16 protein-coding genes are annotated in these 14,713 nt (G+C 37.9%); all 16 read left to right on the top strand.

Going from position 1 to position 14,713, the window contains the following annotated elements; genetic code table 11:
* The first annotated feature begins 1 nt into the window (after position 1).
* Complete coding sequence (locus I2D56_RS02395) at positions 2 to 511, top strand: diol dehydratase small subunit (protein WP_195347903.1); 510 nt, start codon at positions 2 to 4, stop codon at positions 509 to 511.
* A 26-nt stretch (positions 512 to 537) separates the two neighbouring features.
* Positions 538 to 2,397: a diol dehydratase reactivase subunit alpha gene (locus tag I2D56_RS02390; protein ID WP_195347902.1), complete on the top strand. Its 1,860-nt coding sequence runs from the start codon at positions 538 to 540 to the stop codon at positions 2,395 to 2,397.
* Entirely contained in the window at positions 2,378 to 2,758 is a 381-nt protein-coding gene (locus I2D56_RS02385; protein ID WP_195347901.1) for a glycerol dehydratase reactivase beta/small subunit family protein, read from the top strand. The genes I2D56_RS02390 and I2D56_RS02385 overlap by 20 nt, the downstream gene beginning before the upstream one ends.
* Positions 2,759 to 2,790: 32 nt before the next feature.
* Positions 2,791 to 3,276 (top strand): GlcG/HbpS family heme-binding protein, encoded by a 486-nt coding sequence (locus tag I2D56_RS02380; protein WP_229050171.1) that lies wholly within the window; start codon positions 2,791 to 2,793, stop codon positions 3,274 to 3,276.
* Positions 3,277 to 3,293: 17 nt separating this feature from the next.
* On the top strand, positions 3,294 to 4,007 hold the full coding sequence (locus I2D56_RS02375; protein ID WP_195347899.1) for an MIP/aquaporin family protein: 714 nt from the start codon (positions 3,294 to 3,296) through the stop codon (positions 4,005 to 4,007).
* 142 nt (positions 4,008 to 4,149) lie between these two features.
* Entirely contained in the window at positions 4,150 to 5,343 is a 1,194-nt protein-coding gene (locus tag I2D56_RS02370) for an acetate/propionate family kinase (protein ID WP_195347898.1), read from the top strand.
* Positions 5,344 to 5,471: 128 nt separating this feature from the next.
* The gene (locus tag I2D56_RS02365; protein WP_006596180.1) at positions 5,472 to 5,816 is read left to right on the top strand and encodes a BMC domain-containing protein; all 345 of its coding nucleotides are present in this window, start codon (positions 5,472 to 5,474) and stop codon (positions 5,814 to 5,816) included.
* A gap of 22 nt (positions 5,817 to 5,838) precedes the next feature.
* Positions 5,839 to 6,417 carry an ANTAR domain-containing response regulator gene (locus tag I2D56_RS02360; RefSeq protein WP_195347897.1) on the top strand — a complete coding sequence of 193 codons (579 nt, stop codon included), beginning with the start codon at positions 5,839 to 5,841 and terminating at the stop codon, positions 6,415 to 6,417.
* On the top strand, positions 6,404 to 7,840 hold the full coding sequence (locus I2D56_RS02355) for a sensor histidine kinase (protein ID WP_195347896.1): 1,437 nt from the start codon (positions 6,404 to 6,406) through the stop codon (positions 7,838 to 7,840). Before I2D56_RS02360 ends, I2D56_RS02355 begins: the two co-directional genes overlap by 14 nt.
* Positions 7,841 to 7,945: 105 nt before the next feature.
* Complete coding sequence (gene eutA, locus I2D56_RS02350; protein WP_195347895.1) at positions 7,946 to 9,376, top strand: ethanolamine ammonia-lyase reactivating factor EutA; 1,431 nt, start codon at positions 7,946 to 7,948, stop codon at positions 9,374 to 9,376.
* A 27-nt stretch (positions 9,377 to 9,403) separates the two neighbouring features.
* Positions 9,404 to 10,774: an ethanolamine ammonia-lyase subunit EutB gene (locus I2D56_RS02345; protein ID WP_006596184.1), complete on the top strand. Its 1,371-nt coding sequence runs from the start codon at positions 9,404 to 9,406 to the stop codon at positions 10,772 to 10,774.
* A 16-nt stretch (positions 10,775 to 10,790) separates the two neighbouring features.
* Positions 10,791 to 11,714: an ethanolamine ammonia-lyase subunit EutC gene (gene eutC / locus I2D56_RS02340; protein ID WP_195347894.1), complete on the top strand. Its 924-nt coding sequence runs from the start codon at positions 10,791 to 10,793 to the stop codon at positions 11,712 to 11,714.
* 16 nt (positions 11,715 to 11,730) lie between these two features.
* A complete protein-coding gene (eutL, locus tag I2D56_RS02335; protein ID WP_009730856.1) occupies positions 11,731 to 12,384 on the top strand; it encodes an ethanolamine utilization microcompartment protein EutL in 654 nt (217 codons plus the stop codon).
* A gap of 14 nt (positions 12,385 to 12,398) precedes the next feature.
* Positions 12,399 to 13,031 carry a BMC domain-containing protein gene (locus tag I2D56_RS02330; protein WP_195347893.1) on the top strand — a complete coding sequence of 211 codons (633 nt, stop codon included), beginning with the start codon at positions 12,399 to 12,401 and terminating at the stop codon, positions 13,029 to 13,031.
* Between the two features lie 11 nt (positions 13,032 to 13,042).
* Complete coding sequence (locus I2D56_RS02325) at positions 13,043 to 14,527, top strand: acetaldehyde dehydrogenase (acetylating) (RefSeq protein ID WP_195347892.1); 1,485 nt, start codon at positions 13,043 to 13,045, stop codon at positions 14,525 to 14,527.
* 31 nt (positions 14,528 to 14,558) lie between these two features.
* The coding region (locus tag I2D56_RS02320) for a BMC domain-containing protein (RefSeq protein WP_195347952.1) at positions 14,559 to 14,713 on the top strand (155 nt) is incomplete at its 3' end.

Genomic DNA, 14,713 nt, shown 5'->3' with positions numbered 1-14,713 from the left:
AATGGCAGAATCAGTTGAATTATTAGTAAAACAAATCTTGGAACAAATGAATCGTTCTGAGACAAGTGCTCCAAGCTTTTCAAGTAGCAATCAAAACGAAGCAACCGCTAATGATTATCCAATTTCTAAAAAGCATCCAGACTGGATTAAAATTGGAGATAACAAGAAATTTGAAGATGTTACATTGGAAAATATTCTTTCAGGTCAAATTTCATCTCAGGACTTACGGATTAAACCAGAGATTCTAATTAAACAAGGTGAAATCGCAAAAAATTCTGGTCGTGAGGCTATTCAATATAACTTTTCTCGGGCTGCTGAATTGACTCGTGTTCCAGACAAACGTGTTCTAGAAATTTACAATGCTTTACGTCCTTATCGTTCTTCTAAAGAGGAACTCTTATCCATTGCAGAAGAATTAGAAACACAATATCAAGCAAAGATTTGTGCAGGATTTATTAGAGAAGCTGCTGAACATTATGAACGTCGTAAGAAATTGAAAGGCGATAACTAGCAGCGAGATAGAATTGGAGGAAAATAGTGAAATATATCATTGGTGTTGATATTGGGAATTCCTCAACAGAAACTGCGTTAGCAGCATTTGATACTGCACAAAATAAACTTCACTTCCTTTCATCTGCTATTTCTGATACGACTGGAATTAAGGGAACGAAAGAAAATGTTCATGGAATCTATGACTCTCTTCGCAAATTAATGGCTAAGACGTCACTTGATTTAAAAGATATTAGTTTGATTCGTATCAACGAAGCAACCCCCGTTATCGGGGATGTAGCTATGGAAACCATTACGGAAACTGTGATTACAGAATCCACAATGATTGGTCATAATCCTCGGACCCCAGGCGGACTTGGTTTAGGTGTCGGGAAAACGGTTCATATTCTTGACTTAATTAATCAAGTGAAAACGGAGCCTTATATTGTAGTTGTTCCAAAGGATATTGATTTTGATTTAGTAGCGAAGTTGATCAATGCTTATTTTGAAAACGGTTACAATATTCAAGGAGCTGTGCTCCAAGCAGATGATGGTGTCTTGGTCAATAATCGTTTAAGATCTAAAATTCCGATCGTTGATGAGATTCTATACATTGATAAGGTACCTTTGGGTATGTTAGCTGCGGTAGAAGTTGTAGAGCAGGGAAAAGTCATTACACAGTTATCTAATCCTTATGGGATTGCGACTGTTTTTGAACTGAATCCGGAAGAAACAAAGAGCATTGTGCCAATCGCGCGTGCACTGATTGGAAATCGGTCAGCAGTCGTCATTAAAACGCCAAAAGGTGATGTCAAAGCCCGCAAAATTCCAGCTGGGACCATTCAAATTATTGGTGAAAATCAAATCTTACGTGTGGATGTTTCTAAAGGATCTGAAGCGATTATGGAGCAGGTGGTCCTTGCCAAAAATATTCAAAACGTGATTGGTGAAGCGGGAACAAACGTTGGTGGTATGCTTGAAAAAGTAAGGCAAACCATGGCCAAACTAACAGATAAAAGCCAAGATCAGATAGCTATTCAAGATTTATTGGCAGTGAATACTTTTGTTCCGATCTCTGTTCAAGGGGGCTTGGCTGGTGAATTTTCTATGGAACAAGCAGTCGGAATTGCTTCTATGGTTAATTCTGATAGACTTCAAATGTCTGTCATAGCTAAAGAAATTGAGCATGAGTTGGGCATCCCAGTTGAAATAGGAGGATCTGAAGCAGAAGCGGCCATTTTAGGGGCTTTAACGACTCCAGGATCAGACACACCACTTGCTATTTTGGATTTGGGTGCCGGTTCTACAGATGCTTCCATCATTAATAAGCAGGGTGAGATCCATGCCATTCACTTGGCAGGAGCAGGGGATATGGTGACCATGCTGATTAACTCAGAGCTTGGCCTTGAGAACCGTCATTTGGCGGAAGATATCAAAAAATATCCTTTAGCTAAAGTTGAGAGTCTTTTCCATATCCGTCATGAAGACGGAACTGTTCAATTCTTTGATCAACCCTTATCGAGTGATTTATTTGCACGTGTGGTTATAGTAAAAGGTGAACAAGAGTTTGTTCCATTGAACAACCAGGACTTTTCCATTGAGAAGATTCGCTTGGTTCGGCAATCTGCTAAAGAGCGTGTATTTGTCACCAATGCGATTCGTGCTCTGAAACGGGTGAGTCCTACGGAAAATATTCGTGATATTCCTTTCGTCGTCATCGTTGGTGGTTCTGCATTAGACTTTGAAATTCCGCAGCTAGTGACAGAAGCATTGTCACAACATGCCATCGTAGCAGGTCGCGGAAATGTACGAGGAAATGAAGGGCCAAGGAATGCTGTAGCCACTGGGTTAATCTTGACGTATGCTAGAGAGGCAGAGGGTGGCCGTTATGACTATTCAATTATCTAATAAACCAAAGATCATTTTCTATATTCCAAAGGATAGTGAAAGAGCTGTTTTTGATCAAGTTGGTTTTGGTATTGAAGAAGAAGGGATACCGTTTGAATATATTCAGGCAGAAACAGTTGAAGATGTTGTTTTAACAGCCCATCGTGCTTCTCATGAATCGTCCTTACTGGTTGGCATAGCGGCGAATAAACAGGATATCGTACTTCATTATAGAAATTTACCTAAAGAAAAATATGTTTATAGAATTAAACAATATGACAGTGTAGGAAATCGGGAGTTACGTTTATTGGGCACGAATGCCGCTCGGTTAGTTAAAGGAGTACCCTTTAATACAAGTTCGATTTTTGATGTTACGTTTTAGTTCAAGATTAGCAGGAGGTGGTTAAAGTGACGATGAATGAGGATAAAATTGAAAAAATGACTTTAAAGATTATTAAAGAAATTTTGAATCGTTATCCTGTTGAATCAAATCATTCGAATTATTCCAATCCACTCTATCAAAAGGCGTGGGATATTGTACAAAGAGCAGTAAAAAAAGCAAAAGACTTACAAGTTGATGTGGTCATTACAGTTCTTGATTCAAGTGCTCGCGTCATCATGACTTATAGAATGGAACATGCGTTATTAGTTAGCGATGAGATGGCTTATAAAAAAGCATATACTGCTGTAGGAATGAAAATGGAATCAAAAGATTTAAAACCATTAACTCAACCAGGACAATGGTTATATCAATTGGAAATGATGTTGGACAATAAAATTGTCAGTCTTTCTGGAGGGGTTCCAATTTTTGAGGGAGAACATCTACTGGGGTCCATTGGAGTCAGTGGTGGAAATTCTATACAAGACCAAGAAATTGCGTTATATGCTATTGATAGATAATAAGTAGAGGTATCATTATGGAAAAATATTTAGGTGAATTCTTAGGGACAATGGTCCTGATAGTCTTTGGTAATGGCCTTGGAGCATCTCTCAATTTAAATAAGGCAATCGCTAAAAATTTTGCTCCTAGCTGGTTCACAGCAGTCTTTGCTTGGGGCTTAGCAGTTACTCTAGGCGTTTATACGGCAGGATTTTATAATTCAGGTGGTCATTTAAATCCATCAGTTACTATTGCATTTGCGATTGGCGGATCATTCCCTTGGGATCAAGTGTTTGGTTACATCATTGCGCAAGTAGCAGGAGCTTTCGTTGGTGCTACGATTATAACGGTGATGTACCATACACACTTTAAGGAAACCAGTCAGGAAGAAGGGAATTCAGTGGGCATTTTTGCAACGGGTCCAGCGATTCCAAATCCTTTCTATAATTTACTAAGTGAAATTATTGCGACTTTCTTCTTTATCTTTGCTTTACTGATGATTACCCATGGTGAAATCACACCTGGATTGACACCTGTATTAGTTGGTTTATTAATCATGGCAGTGGGTCTGTCTTTGGGATCAACTACAGGATTTGCCCTCAATCCAGCCCGTGATTTCGGTCCTCGCTTAGCCTATGCTATTTTACCAATTCCAAATAAAGGGGATGCAAATTGGTCTTATGCCTGGATTCCAATCGTAGGTCCTACTATTGGAGCGATTTTAGCTGTCCTACTTGTCAATGTCATGTAATCGTGGAATACAGAAAAAGGCAGAAAAATATACAACTTGATGAGAACAAGCATGATAGTTTAAAAAGTTGTACATAATAGATTGTAGGACAGAAGCTATTGAAATAAGGTCTGTCCTACTTCTTTATTTAGAAGGTGAAAAAATGTCGGATAAAATATTAGCAATCAATGCAGGAAGCTCATCTTTGAAATTTCAGTTACTAGAAATGCCAAGTGAAGCAGTTATAGCTAAAGGGATCTTTGATCGAATCGGTTTTAAAGATGGTAAAGTAAAGTATCAAACCAAAAGAAACCAAGTTCAAAAAAATGTTTGTATTCCTAGTCATGAATTTGCAGTACAAGTATTGCTAGGGACCCTTGTAGAGAGTGGAGAAATTCATTCAATAGAAGAGATTGTTGGAGTTGGTCATCGGGTTGCTCATGGTGGAGAGTGTTTTAAGGGATCTGTATTGGTAGATGAAAAAAATGAGGAGATCATTTCAGATTTAGGAGATTTGGCACCGAGTCATAATCCGATCAGTCTATCTGTCATCAAGTCATTTAAAACTCATTTTCCTAGCATCACAAATGTCGCTGTTTTTGATACCTCTTTTCATCAAACCCTGGACCCAGTTCACTATCTTTATCCTTTACCATATAGTTTGTACGAAAAGTTTCATGTTCGAAAATATGGTTTTCATGGCATCAGCCACGCCTATATTGCAGAAACGGTAGAAAAGATATTTCAACAAGAAGAGCTTCCTAACCAAAATGTAAAAATCATTAGTTGTCATTTAGGAAATGGTGCAAGTATTTGTGCGATCAAAGAGCAGCAGTCAGTGAATACGAGTATGGGCTTCACCCCTATTGATGGATTAATGATGGGGTCGCGATGTGGAAGTATTGACCCAATGATCATCCCTTACTTGGTTGAAAGACAGAAGATGCCAATCCATGAAGTTAAGAAACTACTGAATGAAGCTTCAGGTCTTCTTGGAATTTCCGAAATGAGCAATGATATGCGTGATTTGATTCAAGCCGTGACGGAAGGGAATCAAAAAGCAATATTAGCTATTGAGATGTTTGTGAATCGTGTGGCCCATACAATAGCATCCTATATAGTAGATCTTGATGGACTTGATGCCTTAGTATTTACTGGAGGAATTGGAGAGAATGCAGCTCTAATCCGTTCCTTGATCGTTGATAAATTACAGGTGTTCGGAATGTCTGTGAACAAAGAGCTAAATGAAAATGGAAGTTTGTATATCCAAGATGCCAATTCCAAATGTAAAATCCTTATCGTCCAAACTAATGAAGAATTGATGATTGCTCGAGAAACCTATCGTTTAAGCCTATAGCTAGATGGCAGATAGACGTTTGAAACAAAGATTGTGAAATTTTTGAGTTGAAAGCGGATACCAATTATAGTATAATCATATTATTTAGAACTATATTTAGTGTAAAACCAATCCAGAGGTGGTAATATATGTCGGAAAAACAAAGAATGATTCAGGAATATGTCCCTGGGAAACAAGTCACATTAGCTCATTTGATTGCGAGTCCTGATCCAGTAATTTTTGAAAAATTGGGGTTACAGACTGATTTTCAAGATGCTATTGGAATATTAACCATCACTCCAAGTGAGGCAGCTATTATTGCTGTGGATATTGCTACGAAAGCAGCGGGAGTACAGATTGGTTTTGTCGATCGCTTTAGTGGATCGGTTGTCATGACTGGAGATGTTGCATCAGTAGATGCTTCACTCCATGCGGTTCTAAATGGCTTAGAGGAAATACTAGGCTTTTCAAGTACCATTGTAACAAGAACATAATTTCAAACGAGGGAAGGATTTCATGAAGGGCAGAATACTAATTTGTGATGATGATCCAATTATTCGCTTAGATATCAGACAAATTTTAGAACAGTCAGATTATGAAGTGGCTGCAGAAGCAAGTGATGGTTTTGAAGCTATCGAACTTTGCCAAAAACACTTTTTCGATCTAGTCATTATGGATATTAAATTACCATTACTGGACGGATTATCTGCGGGGAAAAAGATACTAGATGATGGATTAGCGTATGGGGTGATTATTCTCTCTGCATTTAATGATGATCATTATGTTCAAAAAGCGAGTTTAACGGGTGCGAGTGCTTATTTAGTAAAACCGTTGGATGCAAAATCGTTAATTCCTACAATAGCAGTTTGTATAGAGAAAGGGCGGCAACAGCAATTACTTTCAAAGGAATTAATCAAAATTAGTAAAAAGCTCGACGATCGAATTCTTTTAGAAAAAGCAAAAGGGCTCCTGATGTCAAGAGATAATCTTTCAGAACCTGAAGCTTTTAAACAGATTAGGACCATTAGTATGCAAAAACGCGTTCCAATGATTGAAATTGCAAAATTGCTGTTATTAAATAATGAAGCACAATAATCAAATAAAAAAATTTTGTGAAGATAAAACGGATTTAAATGAGGCGGATATTGATTACTTGATTCGGCAATCAGAGGCGGTTTTATCTAGCAAAGAGTTTATGGATAAGGACGTCTTCATCGATGTCAAAAATATTTATTCGGACCATGCAATTGTTGTTTTTCATAGAAAGCCTCATACAAAGGAAAGCTTGTATGAAAAGACAGTGGTAGGGCAATCAGCATTTTTGGAAAACGAACCAGGGGTGCTACGAACTCTCCAGACAGGAGTTCCTTCTGTTGGACTCCGTGGACAATCGCAAGAAGGAGTTGCAATTGAACAGACTGTTTTTCCGATTACTAGAGGAGAAAAAGTCATTGCTACTTTAATTGTTGAAAGTGATTTTTCAAATAGCTTTTCGTCTGGCTTCTCTCTCAAGCCTTCTAAAGGTGATAATTCCTACATTTTTCAGGCTCCTTCAGAATCAAGTCGAGAAGACGAAGTATCCTTATTAGATTATGTAGAAGATGCAGTATTAGTGTTTGATCAAGGAGGATTTCTACTCCATTGTAATCAGTCTGCTGTTATCTTATATCGAACGAAGTTAGGCTACTTGGATAGTGTTCAAGGAATGCATTATGATAATCTTTCCTTGGATGGAACCATCTTTTCTGAATTAGTAGAAGATCATTTTTCAGATAGTAATAAAACTGTTAAGTATGGGAAGCACTATTTTCAAGTAAAGTGTTACCCCAATGCTCGCAATCATCAAACCGTTATTACCATAAGGGATATCAGTGACCTTCAAGAAAAAGACAAAGAGATCCAAGAGAGTGTGATAGCGTCTCGAGAAATTAATCACAGAGTTAAAAATCACCTTCAAACTATTATTTCTTTATTGCGATTGCAAGGAGCACAGGTCAAAGAATCGGGTACAAAGGTTGCTTTCGAAGATTGTATTAACCGGATATTGTCGATTGCTGCTACCTATGAGCTTCTTTCTAGTCAAGAACATGAGCAAATCGATCTGAAGTCCCTGATTGAAATTGTTTCATCTAATCTTCAACGCTGTTTTTCAGAAAGACCTGATATTCAATTAAAATTGGAATTATGTGATCAAATCTATCTAGATCATAATAGAGCATCATCGCTAGCACTGGTTATTAATGAATTATTACAAAATGCTTATGAGCATGCTTTTTCCAATAAAAAATATCAAAAAAATAAAAAAAATCAATGTATTCGTTTGCAAATGACGAAAAATGATGATATAATACGTATACAAGTAATTGATAATGGTAGCGGTTACAATGTCGAAACCGTGGGCCAAGAGCATCTTGGTTTAATCCTTGTTCAACGATTTGTAGATAGCAAATTATCCGGAAGACTTGTAACAACCTCAAATTATGAGGGAACGCAAGTTAAGATAATTTTTAAAGTGTAAATAATTAAAGACTAACAATGAAGTCAGTCGAAAAGCAATGACGCTTAAAGAATGCAGAAACGATGTTTCAGTGCATTCTTTAAGCGTCTTTTTTGGAGGTTTCCTATGTCGGATAAAATTTTGAGTGTTGGGTTAGACCTAGGAACTGCAACTACTCAACTAGTCCTATCTGAACTTACAATTGAAAATATTGCTTCAGTATTTACAATTCCGCGAGTTTATATAACGGATAAAAAAGTCCTTTATAAGAGTGAAATTATTTTTACACCCATTTCTCATCAATCTTTGATAGAAGTTGATAAGATAAAAGACTTTGTTATTCAAGAATATAAAAAAGCAGGAATTGAAAAGCAAAATATTCAAATGGGGGCTGTGATCATTACTGGTGAAACGGCTAGAAAGGAAAATGCTAGTCAGGTTTTACAAGCCTTGAGTGGTTACGCAGGTGATTTCGTAGTTGCTACTGCTGGACCAGACCTTGAGAGTATCATCGCAGGCAAGGGCGCTTGTGCTCATCAATATTCTCAAGAACACCATACGTCCGTAGTAAATATTGATATTGGAGGTGGAACTTCAAACTTCGCAGTGTTTCGCGAAGGGGACGTAATAGATACTGGATGTCTAGATATTGGTGGACGCTTGATCAAAATTGATCCCACGACCTATAAAATCCAATACATTGCACCAAAATTACAAGAAATTATTAAACAAGAGAATTTAAGATTGTTCTTAAATGATATTGTTAATAAGGATGAGTTGAATAAAGTCATTCAAATTATGGTCCGTGTATTAGAAAAGGCTGTTGGTCTAGATGTTGATGCTCCATACTATGAATTCTTACAAACCAACCATGGTTTGAGGCTGGATTATGAAATTAATTGTGTTTCGTTTTCTGGCGGAGTAGCAGATACTATTACTGAAGAAGCTGTAGCTAATGATTTCGCTTACGGGGACATTGGTATCATACTTGGACGCGCCATTCGTCAATCAAAAATTTTCGAACAAAAGAAAGTAATTGAATCGGCCGAAACTATTCGGGCAACAGTTGTTGGTGCTGGTAGCCATACAACAGAAGTTAGTGGAAGTACCATTACTTATATATCCAAAACATTACCGATACGTAACATTCCTGTTTTGAAATTAGCCAAGGACGATGAACTAGAAAGTTGCGAAAAATTAACCAAGATCATTCGTGATAAATTAGAATGGTTTACTTTGGAAAATGAGGTCCAACAGGTTGCTTTAGCACTTAATGGAGAAAAAAGTCCAAGTTTTGTAAGAGTACAAGAATATGCTACAGCAATCGTCCAAGGAATGGGTGAAACGATTCGAAAAAATATTCCCTTACTTGTGGTCGTGAGAGAAGATATGGCTAAAGTTTTGGGACAATGTTTATTTGCTATTTTACCAAAGGATTATCCATTTGTATGTATAGATTCCGTTGATGTTCAAAATGGGGACTATATAGACATTGGTAATCCAGTGATTGAGGGATCTGTTTTACCGGTCGTCGTTAAAACGTTAGTTTTTAATTAAGAAGATTATTAAAGGAGGAGACTTTAAATGATTTTAAAGACAAAATTATTTGGAAGAGTCTATGAATTCAAATCAGTAAAAGAAGTTCTAGCTAAAGCGAATGAATACAAGTCGGGTGACCAACTTGCGGGCGTAGCTGCTGAATCTTCTGAAGAACGTGTGGCAGCTAAGGTAGTTTTATCACAATTAAAACTTTCCGATTTGTTTAACAACCCAGTTGTACCATACGAAGAAGACGAAGTAACACGCATTATTATTGATGATGTAAACCTTCGAACTTATGAAAAAATTAAGAACTGGACAGTTTCTGAACTTCGTGAGTGGATTTTGGATAACAAACACCAAAATGTAGACATTCAATGGCTATCTCGTGGCTTGACTTCAGAAATGGTCGCAGCCGTTGCTAAGTTGATGACTAACCTTGACTTGATTGTCGCTGCGAATAAGATAATCATCACTAAACGCGCTAATACAACTATCGGTATGCCTGGAACCTTCTCATCTCGTTTGCAACCAAACCACACTACAGATGATCCTGATGGTATCATGGCTTCTACAATGGAAGGTTTTGCCTATGGATGTGGGGATGCTCTTCTAGGGTTAAACCCAGTTGATGACTCTGTAGAAAGTACAAAACGTGTTCTTCATAAATTCAATGACTTTATTGAAGAGTATAAGATCCCAACACAACACTGTGTACTAGCTCACGTTACAACTCAAATTGAAGCAATGAACCAAGGCGCTCCAACAGGATTGGTCTTCCAATCTATCGCTGGTTCTGAAAAAGGAAATGAAGCCTTTGGTTTTAATGCTAAAGTGATTCAGGAAGCTAAAGATACGGCTCAAAAAGTTGGTACTGCAGCTGGTCCAAACGTGATGTACTTTGAAACTGGTCAAGGTTCTGAATTGTCTTCAGACGCTCACCATGGTGCTGACCAGGTAACAATGGAAGCACGTTGTTATGGTTTTGCAAAACGCTTTGATCCATTCTTGGTAAATACAGTAGTAGGATTCATCGGACCTGAATATTTGTACGATTCAAAACAAGTTATTCGTGCAGGTTTGGAAGACCACTTCATGGGTAAACTGACTGGTATTTCTATGGGTTGTGACATCTGTTACACTAACCACATGAAAGCCGATCAAAATGATGCTGAAAATCTATTGGTTCTACTTGGTGCAGCAAACGTTAACTACATCATGGCAATTCCTCATGGAGATGATATCATGTTGAACTACCAAACTACTGGTTACCATGAAACTGCAACAATGCGTGATCTCTTGAACAAACGTCCAATCAAAGAATTTGAAGAATGGATGGAAGGCATGGGATTGATGAAAGATGGACATCTTACTGAAATCGGTGGAGATGGATCTGTCTTTATGAAACGAAATTAGTGAGGAGGTACTGACAGTGAATGAACAAGATTTGAAAGAAATGATTCGTTCTTTGTTAAGTGAATTAGATACGAATGCTATAACAGAGCCTGAAAAAGAGGTGCAAACAGTTAACTCTGATTTGAAGGCGCCTGTGAGTAATGGTGTTCAACCTGATAAAGAAGAAAGCCTCATTGAGGATGGAATGATTCCAGATATCACAGAAGTGGATATTCAGGAACAATTTTTGATTCCGAATGCCATTAACGAAGAAGCTTATCGTAAAATTAAAAAATTCACACCAGCTCGTTTGGGATTGTGGAGAGCTGGTAACCGTTACAAGACTGAAACAGTTCTTCGTTTCCGTGCTGACCATGCGGCGGCACAAGATGCAGTATTTTCTTATGTATCAGATGATTTTGTTAAAGAAATGGGATTCATTCCAGTTCAAACCAAAGCAGCAACTAAGGATGAATACTTAACTCGTCCAGACTATGGTCGTGTATTCCCAGAAGATCAACAAAAAATCATTAAAGAATCTTGTAAATCAAATCCTAAAGTCCAGATCGTTGTTGGTGATGGATTGAGTTCATCAGCCATTGAAGCAAACGTAAAGGATTTCTTGCCAGCTTTGAAACAAGGTTTAAAAATGTTTGGTCTTGAATATAATGAAGTTCTTTTCATCAAACATGCTCGTGTTGCAGCAATGGACCAAATTGCTGAACTAACAGGTGCTGAAGTGATCTGTATGCTTGTAGGTGAACGTCCTGGCTTGGTAACAGCTGAATCTATGAGTGCTTACATGGCTTATAAACCTACAGTTGGTATGCCAGAATCTCGTCGTACAGTAGTATCAAATATCCATAAAGGTGGAACTCCAGCAGTTGAAGCTGGTGCCTACGTGGCTGAAATTATTAAGAAGATTCTTGATAATAAGAAGTCAGGTGTAGAATTAAAATAGAAAAGGGGTTTAGATTTTGAGAAATGATAGACTTGGCGCTAACGTATTAAGTGCATTATTGATTTCTAATGTAGATGCAGGGTTAGCAGCATCATTGGAATTGAAACCACATCACAGAAGTTTGGGAATTGTTACCTCTGACTGCGATGATGTAACCTATGTTGCTTTGGATGAAGCGACAAAGGCAGCCGATGTTGAAGTTGTTTACGCTCGCAGTATGTATGCTGGAGCTGGAAATGCCTCAACTAAACTAGCTGGTGAAGTAATCGGTATCTTGGCTGGGCCAAATCCAGAAGAAGTTCGCAGTGGCTTGGATGTTGTGGTCTATGAAATTGAAAACGGAGCTAGCTTCTATAGCGCAAATGATGATGATAGTATTCCATATTTTGCTCATTGTATTTCAAGAGCAGGTACTTATTTGTCTGAAGGTGCTAATGCACAAGAAGGTACAGCAATTGCTTACTTGATTGCCCCTCCTGCTGAAGCTATGGTAGGTTTGGATGCTGCTTTAAAAGCTGCTGATGTGACGGTTGGAGCCTTCTATGGTCCACCAAGTGAAACAAACTTTGCTGGTGGTTTATTGACTGGATCTCAATCTGCTTGTCGTGCTGCGTGTGATGCATTTGCACGAACTGTTATTAGTATTGCAGACAATCCGCAGAATTATTAAGATGAGGTATGCTCATGGTAGAAAAGGCACTTGGATTAATTGAAGTGCGAGGTTTTCTTGGAGCAATTGTTGTAGCAGATGCTGCTTTGAAAGCTGCAAATGTCTCACTATTAAATGTAGAAACTGTTAAGTCAGGTTTGAACACAGTTCAGTTAGTAGGCGACGTTAGTGCAGTAAGATCAGCTGTAGAAGCTGCAGTTGAGATTGCACAGGATCAACCTTACTATCTTCATAGTCATGTGATTGCACGACTAGACTCACAAACAGATTCAATCCTCATTCCAATTCGTAAGGAAGAGAATAAAGAAGTGTCAAAAGTTGAAACTACCTCATCTGTTGAAGAAAGTGAATCAAATGATCTTGATTCATTAGAAATAACTGAGGTAAGTCCAGAACCTTTAGTGTCAGAAGTTGAAGAAACTAGCATTGAAGAAATTGTTTCCGATATTGTTTCTGATATTGTGGTTGAAGAGGAAAAATCAACAGAAGAACAGCTGAAATATTCTGAGGAAGAATTAAATAAATTCAAAGTTGTTGAATTAAGAAGTATTGCTTATCGGGAAAATAAAATCAATCTATCTAAGAAAGAAATTAAATTTGCGAACAAACAATTACTAATTCAAGCTTTACTAAAATTGAAATCATAGGAGAAAGTTGAATGTATATTGAAGATAAAGATCTCTTATCTATTCAAGAAGTTCGCCATTTGATTCAACGAGCAAAAGTAGCTCAACAAAAACTCGCATTGATGAGTCAAGAACAAATTGATACGATCGTAAAAGTTGTAGCTAAAGCTTGTTATGATCAAAGAGAACGTTTAGCCAAAATGGCTGCTGAAGAAACTGGATTTGGTAAGTGGCAAGATAAGGTTTTAAAAAATGCCCTTGCTTCAAAAGGTATTCTTGAAGAAATCAAGGATATGCGTACAGTAGGAATTTTGAGCGAAGATAAGGAAAATAAAGTTATTGAAGTTGGAGTTCCAGTTGGAGTCGTTGCAGGGCTAATCCCTTCAACCAATCCGACTTCGACAGTCATGTATAAAGCTCTTATCGCTTTAAAGGGTGGAAACAGTATTGTTTTCTCTCCACACCCACACGCAGCAAAATGTATCAATGAAACTGTAGATATTATTAAAAAAGCAGCAGTTTCTGCAGGCTGTCCAGAAGGTGCAATCGGTGTGATTCAACGTGTTTCTATTGAAGCAACCAATGAATTGATGAAACACAAAGATACAAACCTAATTTTGGCAACCGGTGGGAATGCGATGGTAAAAGCTGCGTATTCATCAGGAACACCTGCTATTGGGGTAGGTCCTGGTAATGGTCCAGCCTTTATCGAAAAAACTGCAGATATTCCTAAAGCAGTTCGTCAAATCCTAGATTCAAAAACGTTTGATAATGGTGTGATCTGTGCTTCTGAACAATCAATCATTGTCGAAGAAGAAACAAAAGATAAGGTTGTTGAAGAGTTCAAACGTCAAGGTGCTTACTTCGTTCCAAAAGAAGATGCTAAGAAACTTGGTTCCTTCATTATTCTACCTAGTGGAGCAATGAATCCAAAAATGGTAGGTAAAACACCTCAAGTGATTGCTAAACTAGCAGGAATCTCTGTTCCAGATGATGCCCGCGTCTTGATTGCAGACGGTGAAGGAGTTGGAAAACAATATCCATATTCTATGGAAAAACTTGCTCCTGTCCTTGGTTTCTACACTGTTAAAAATTGGGAAGAAGCTTGTGAGTTGAGTATTCGAATTCTTCATCATGAAGGAGCTGGACACACATTAGCTATCCACACCCAAGATGAAAGTGTCGTTCGAGAATTTGCCTTAAGAAAACCTGTTTCAAGACTTTTGGTCAATACTCCTGCTGCTTTAGGAGGAGTTGGTGCTACAACAGGTTTGTTCCCAGCCTTTACTTTAGGTTGTGGAGCTGTAGGTGGAAGCGCAACATCTGATAATGTCAGCCCGTTGAATTTGATTAATATTCGCCGTGTCGCTTATGGTACTGCAGAATTGTCAGATCTGAGAAAGGCTGAAAATCAAGAAAATCTTGACTGTCAACGCTGTGAAGTTGATAAGCAAGTAGATGAAGAACAATTAGTTGATCTGCTTGTTCAACGTGTGTTATCAAAATTAACTAAATAACTTATTCATTTCATAATTGGAGGAAATTAAAATGGCAAACGCAAATGCATTAGGAATGGTTGAAACAAAAGGTTTAGTAGGTGCTATCGAAGCAGCAGATGCTATGGTGAAAGCAGCAAACGTTACATTGATCGGTAAACAACAAGTTGGTGCTGGATTGGTAACTGTAATGGTTCGCGGTGATGT

It is taken from the genome of Streptococcus australis (assembly GCF_015553625.1).
Classification (GTDB): Bacteria; Bacillota; Bacilli; order Lactobacillales; family Streptococcaceae; genus Streptococcus; species Streptococcus australis_B.
Note: the sequence above shows the minus strand (reverse complement) of the source record. Positions and strands in the feature narration are given on the sequence as shown.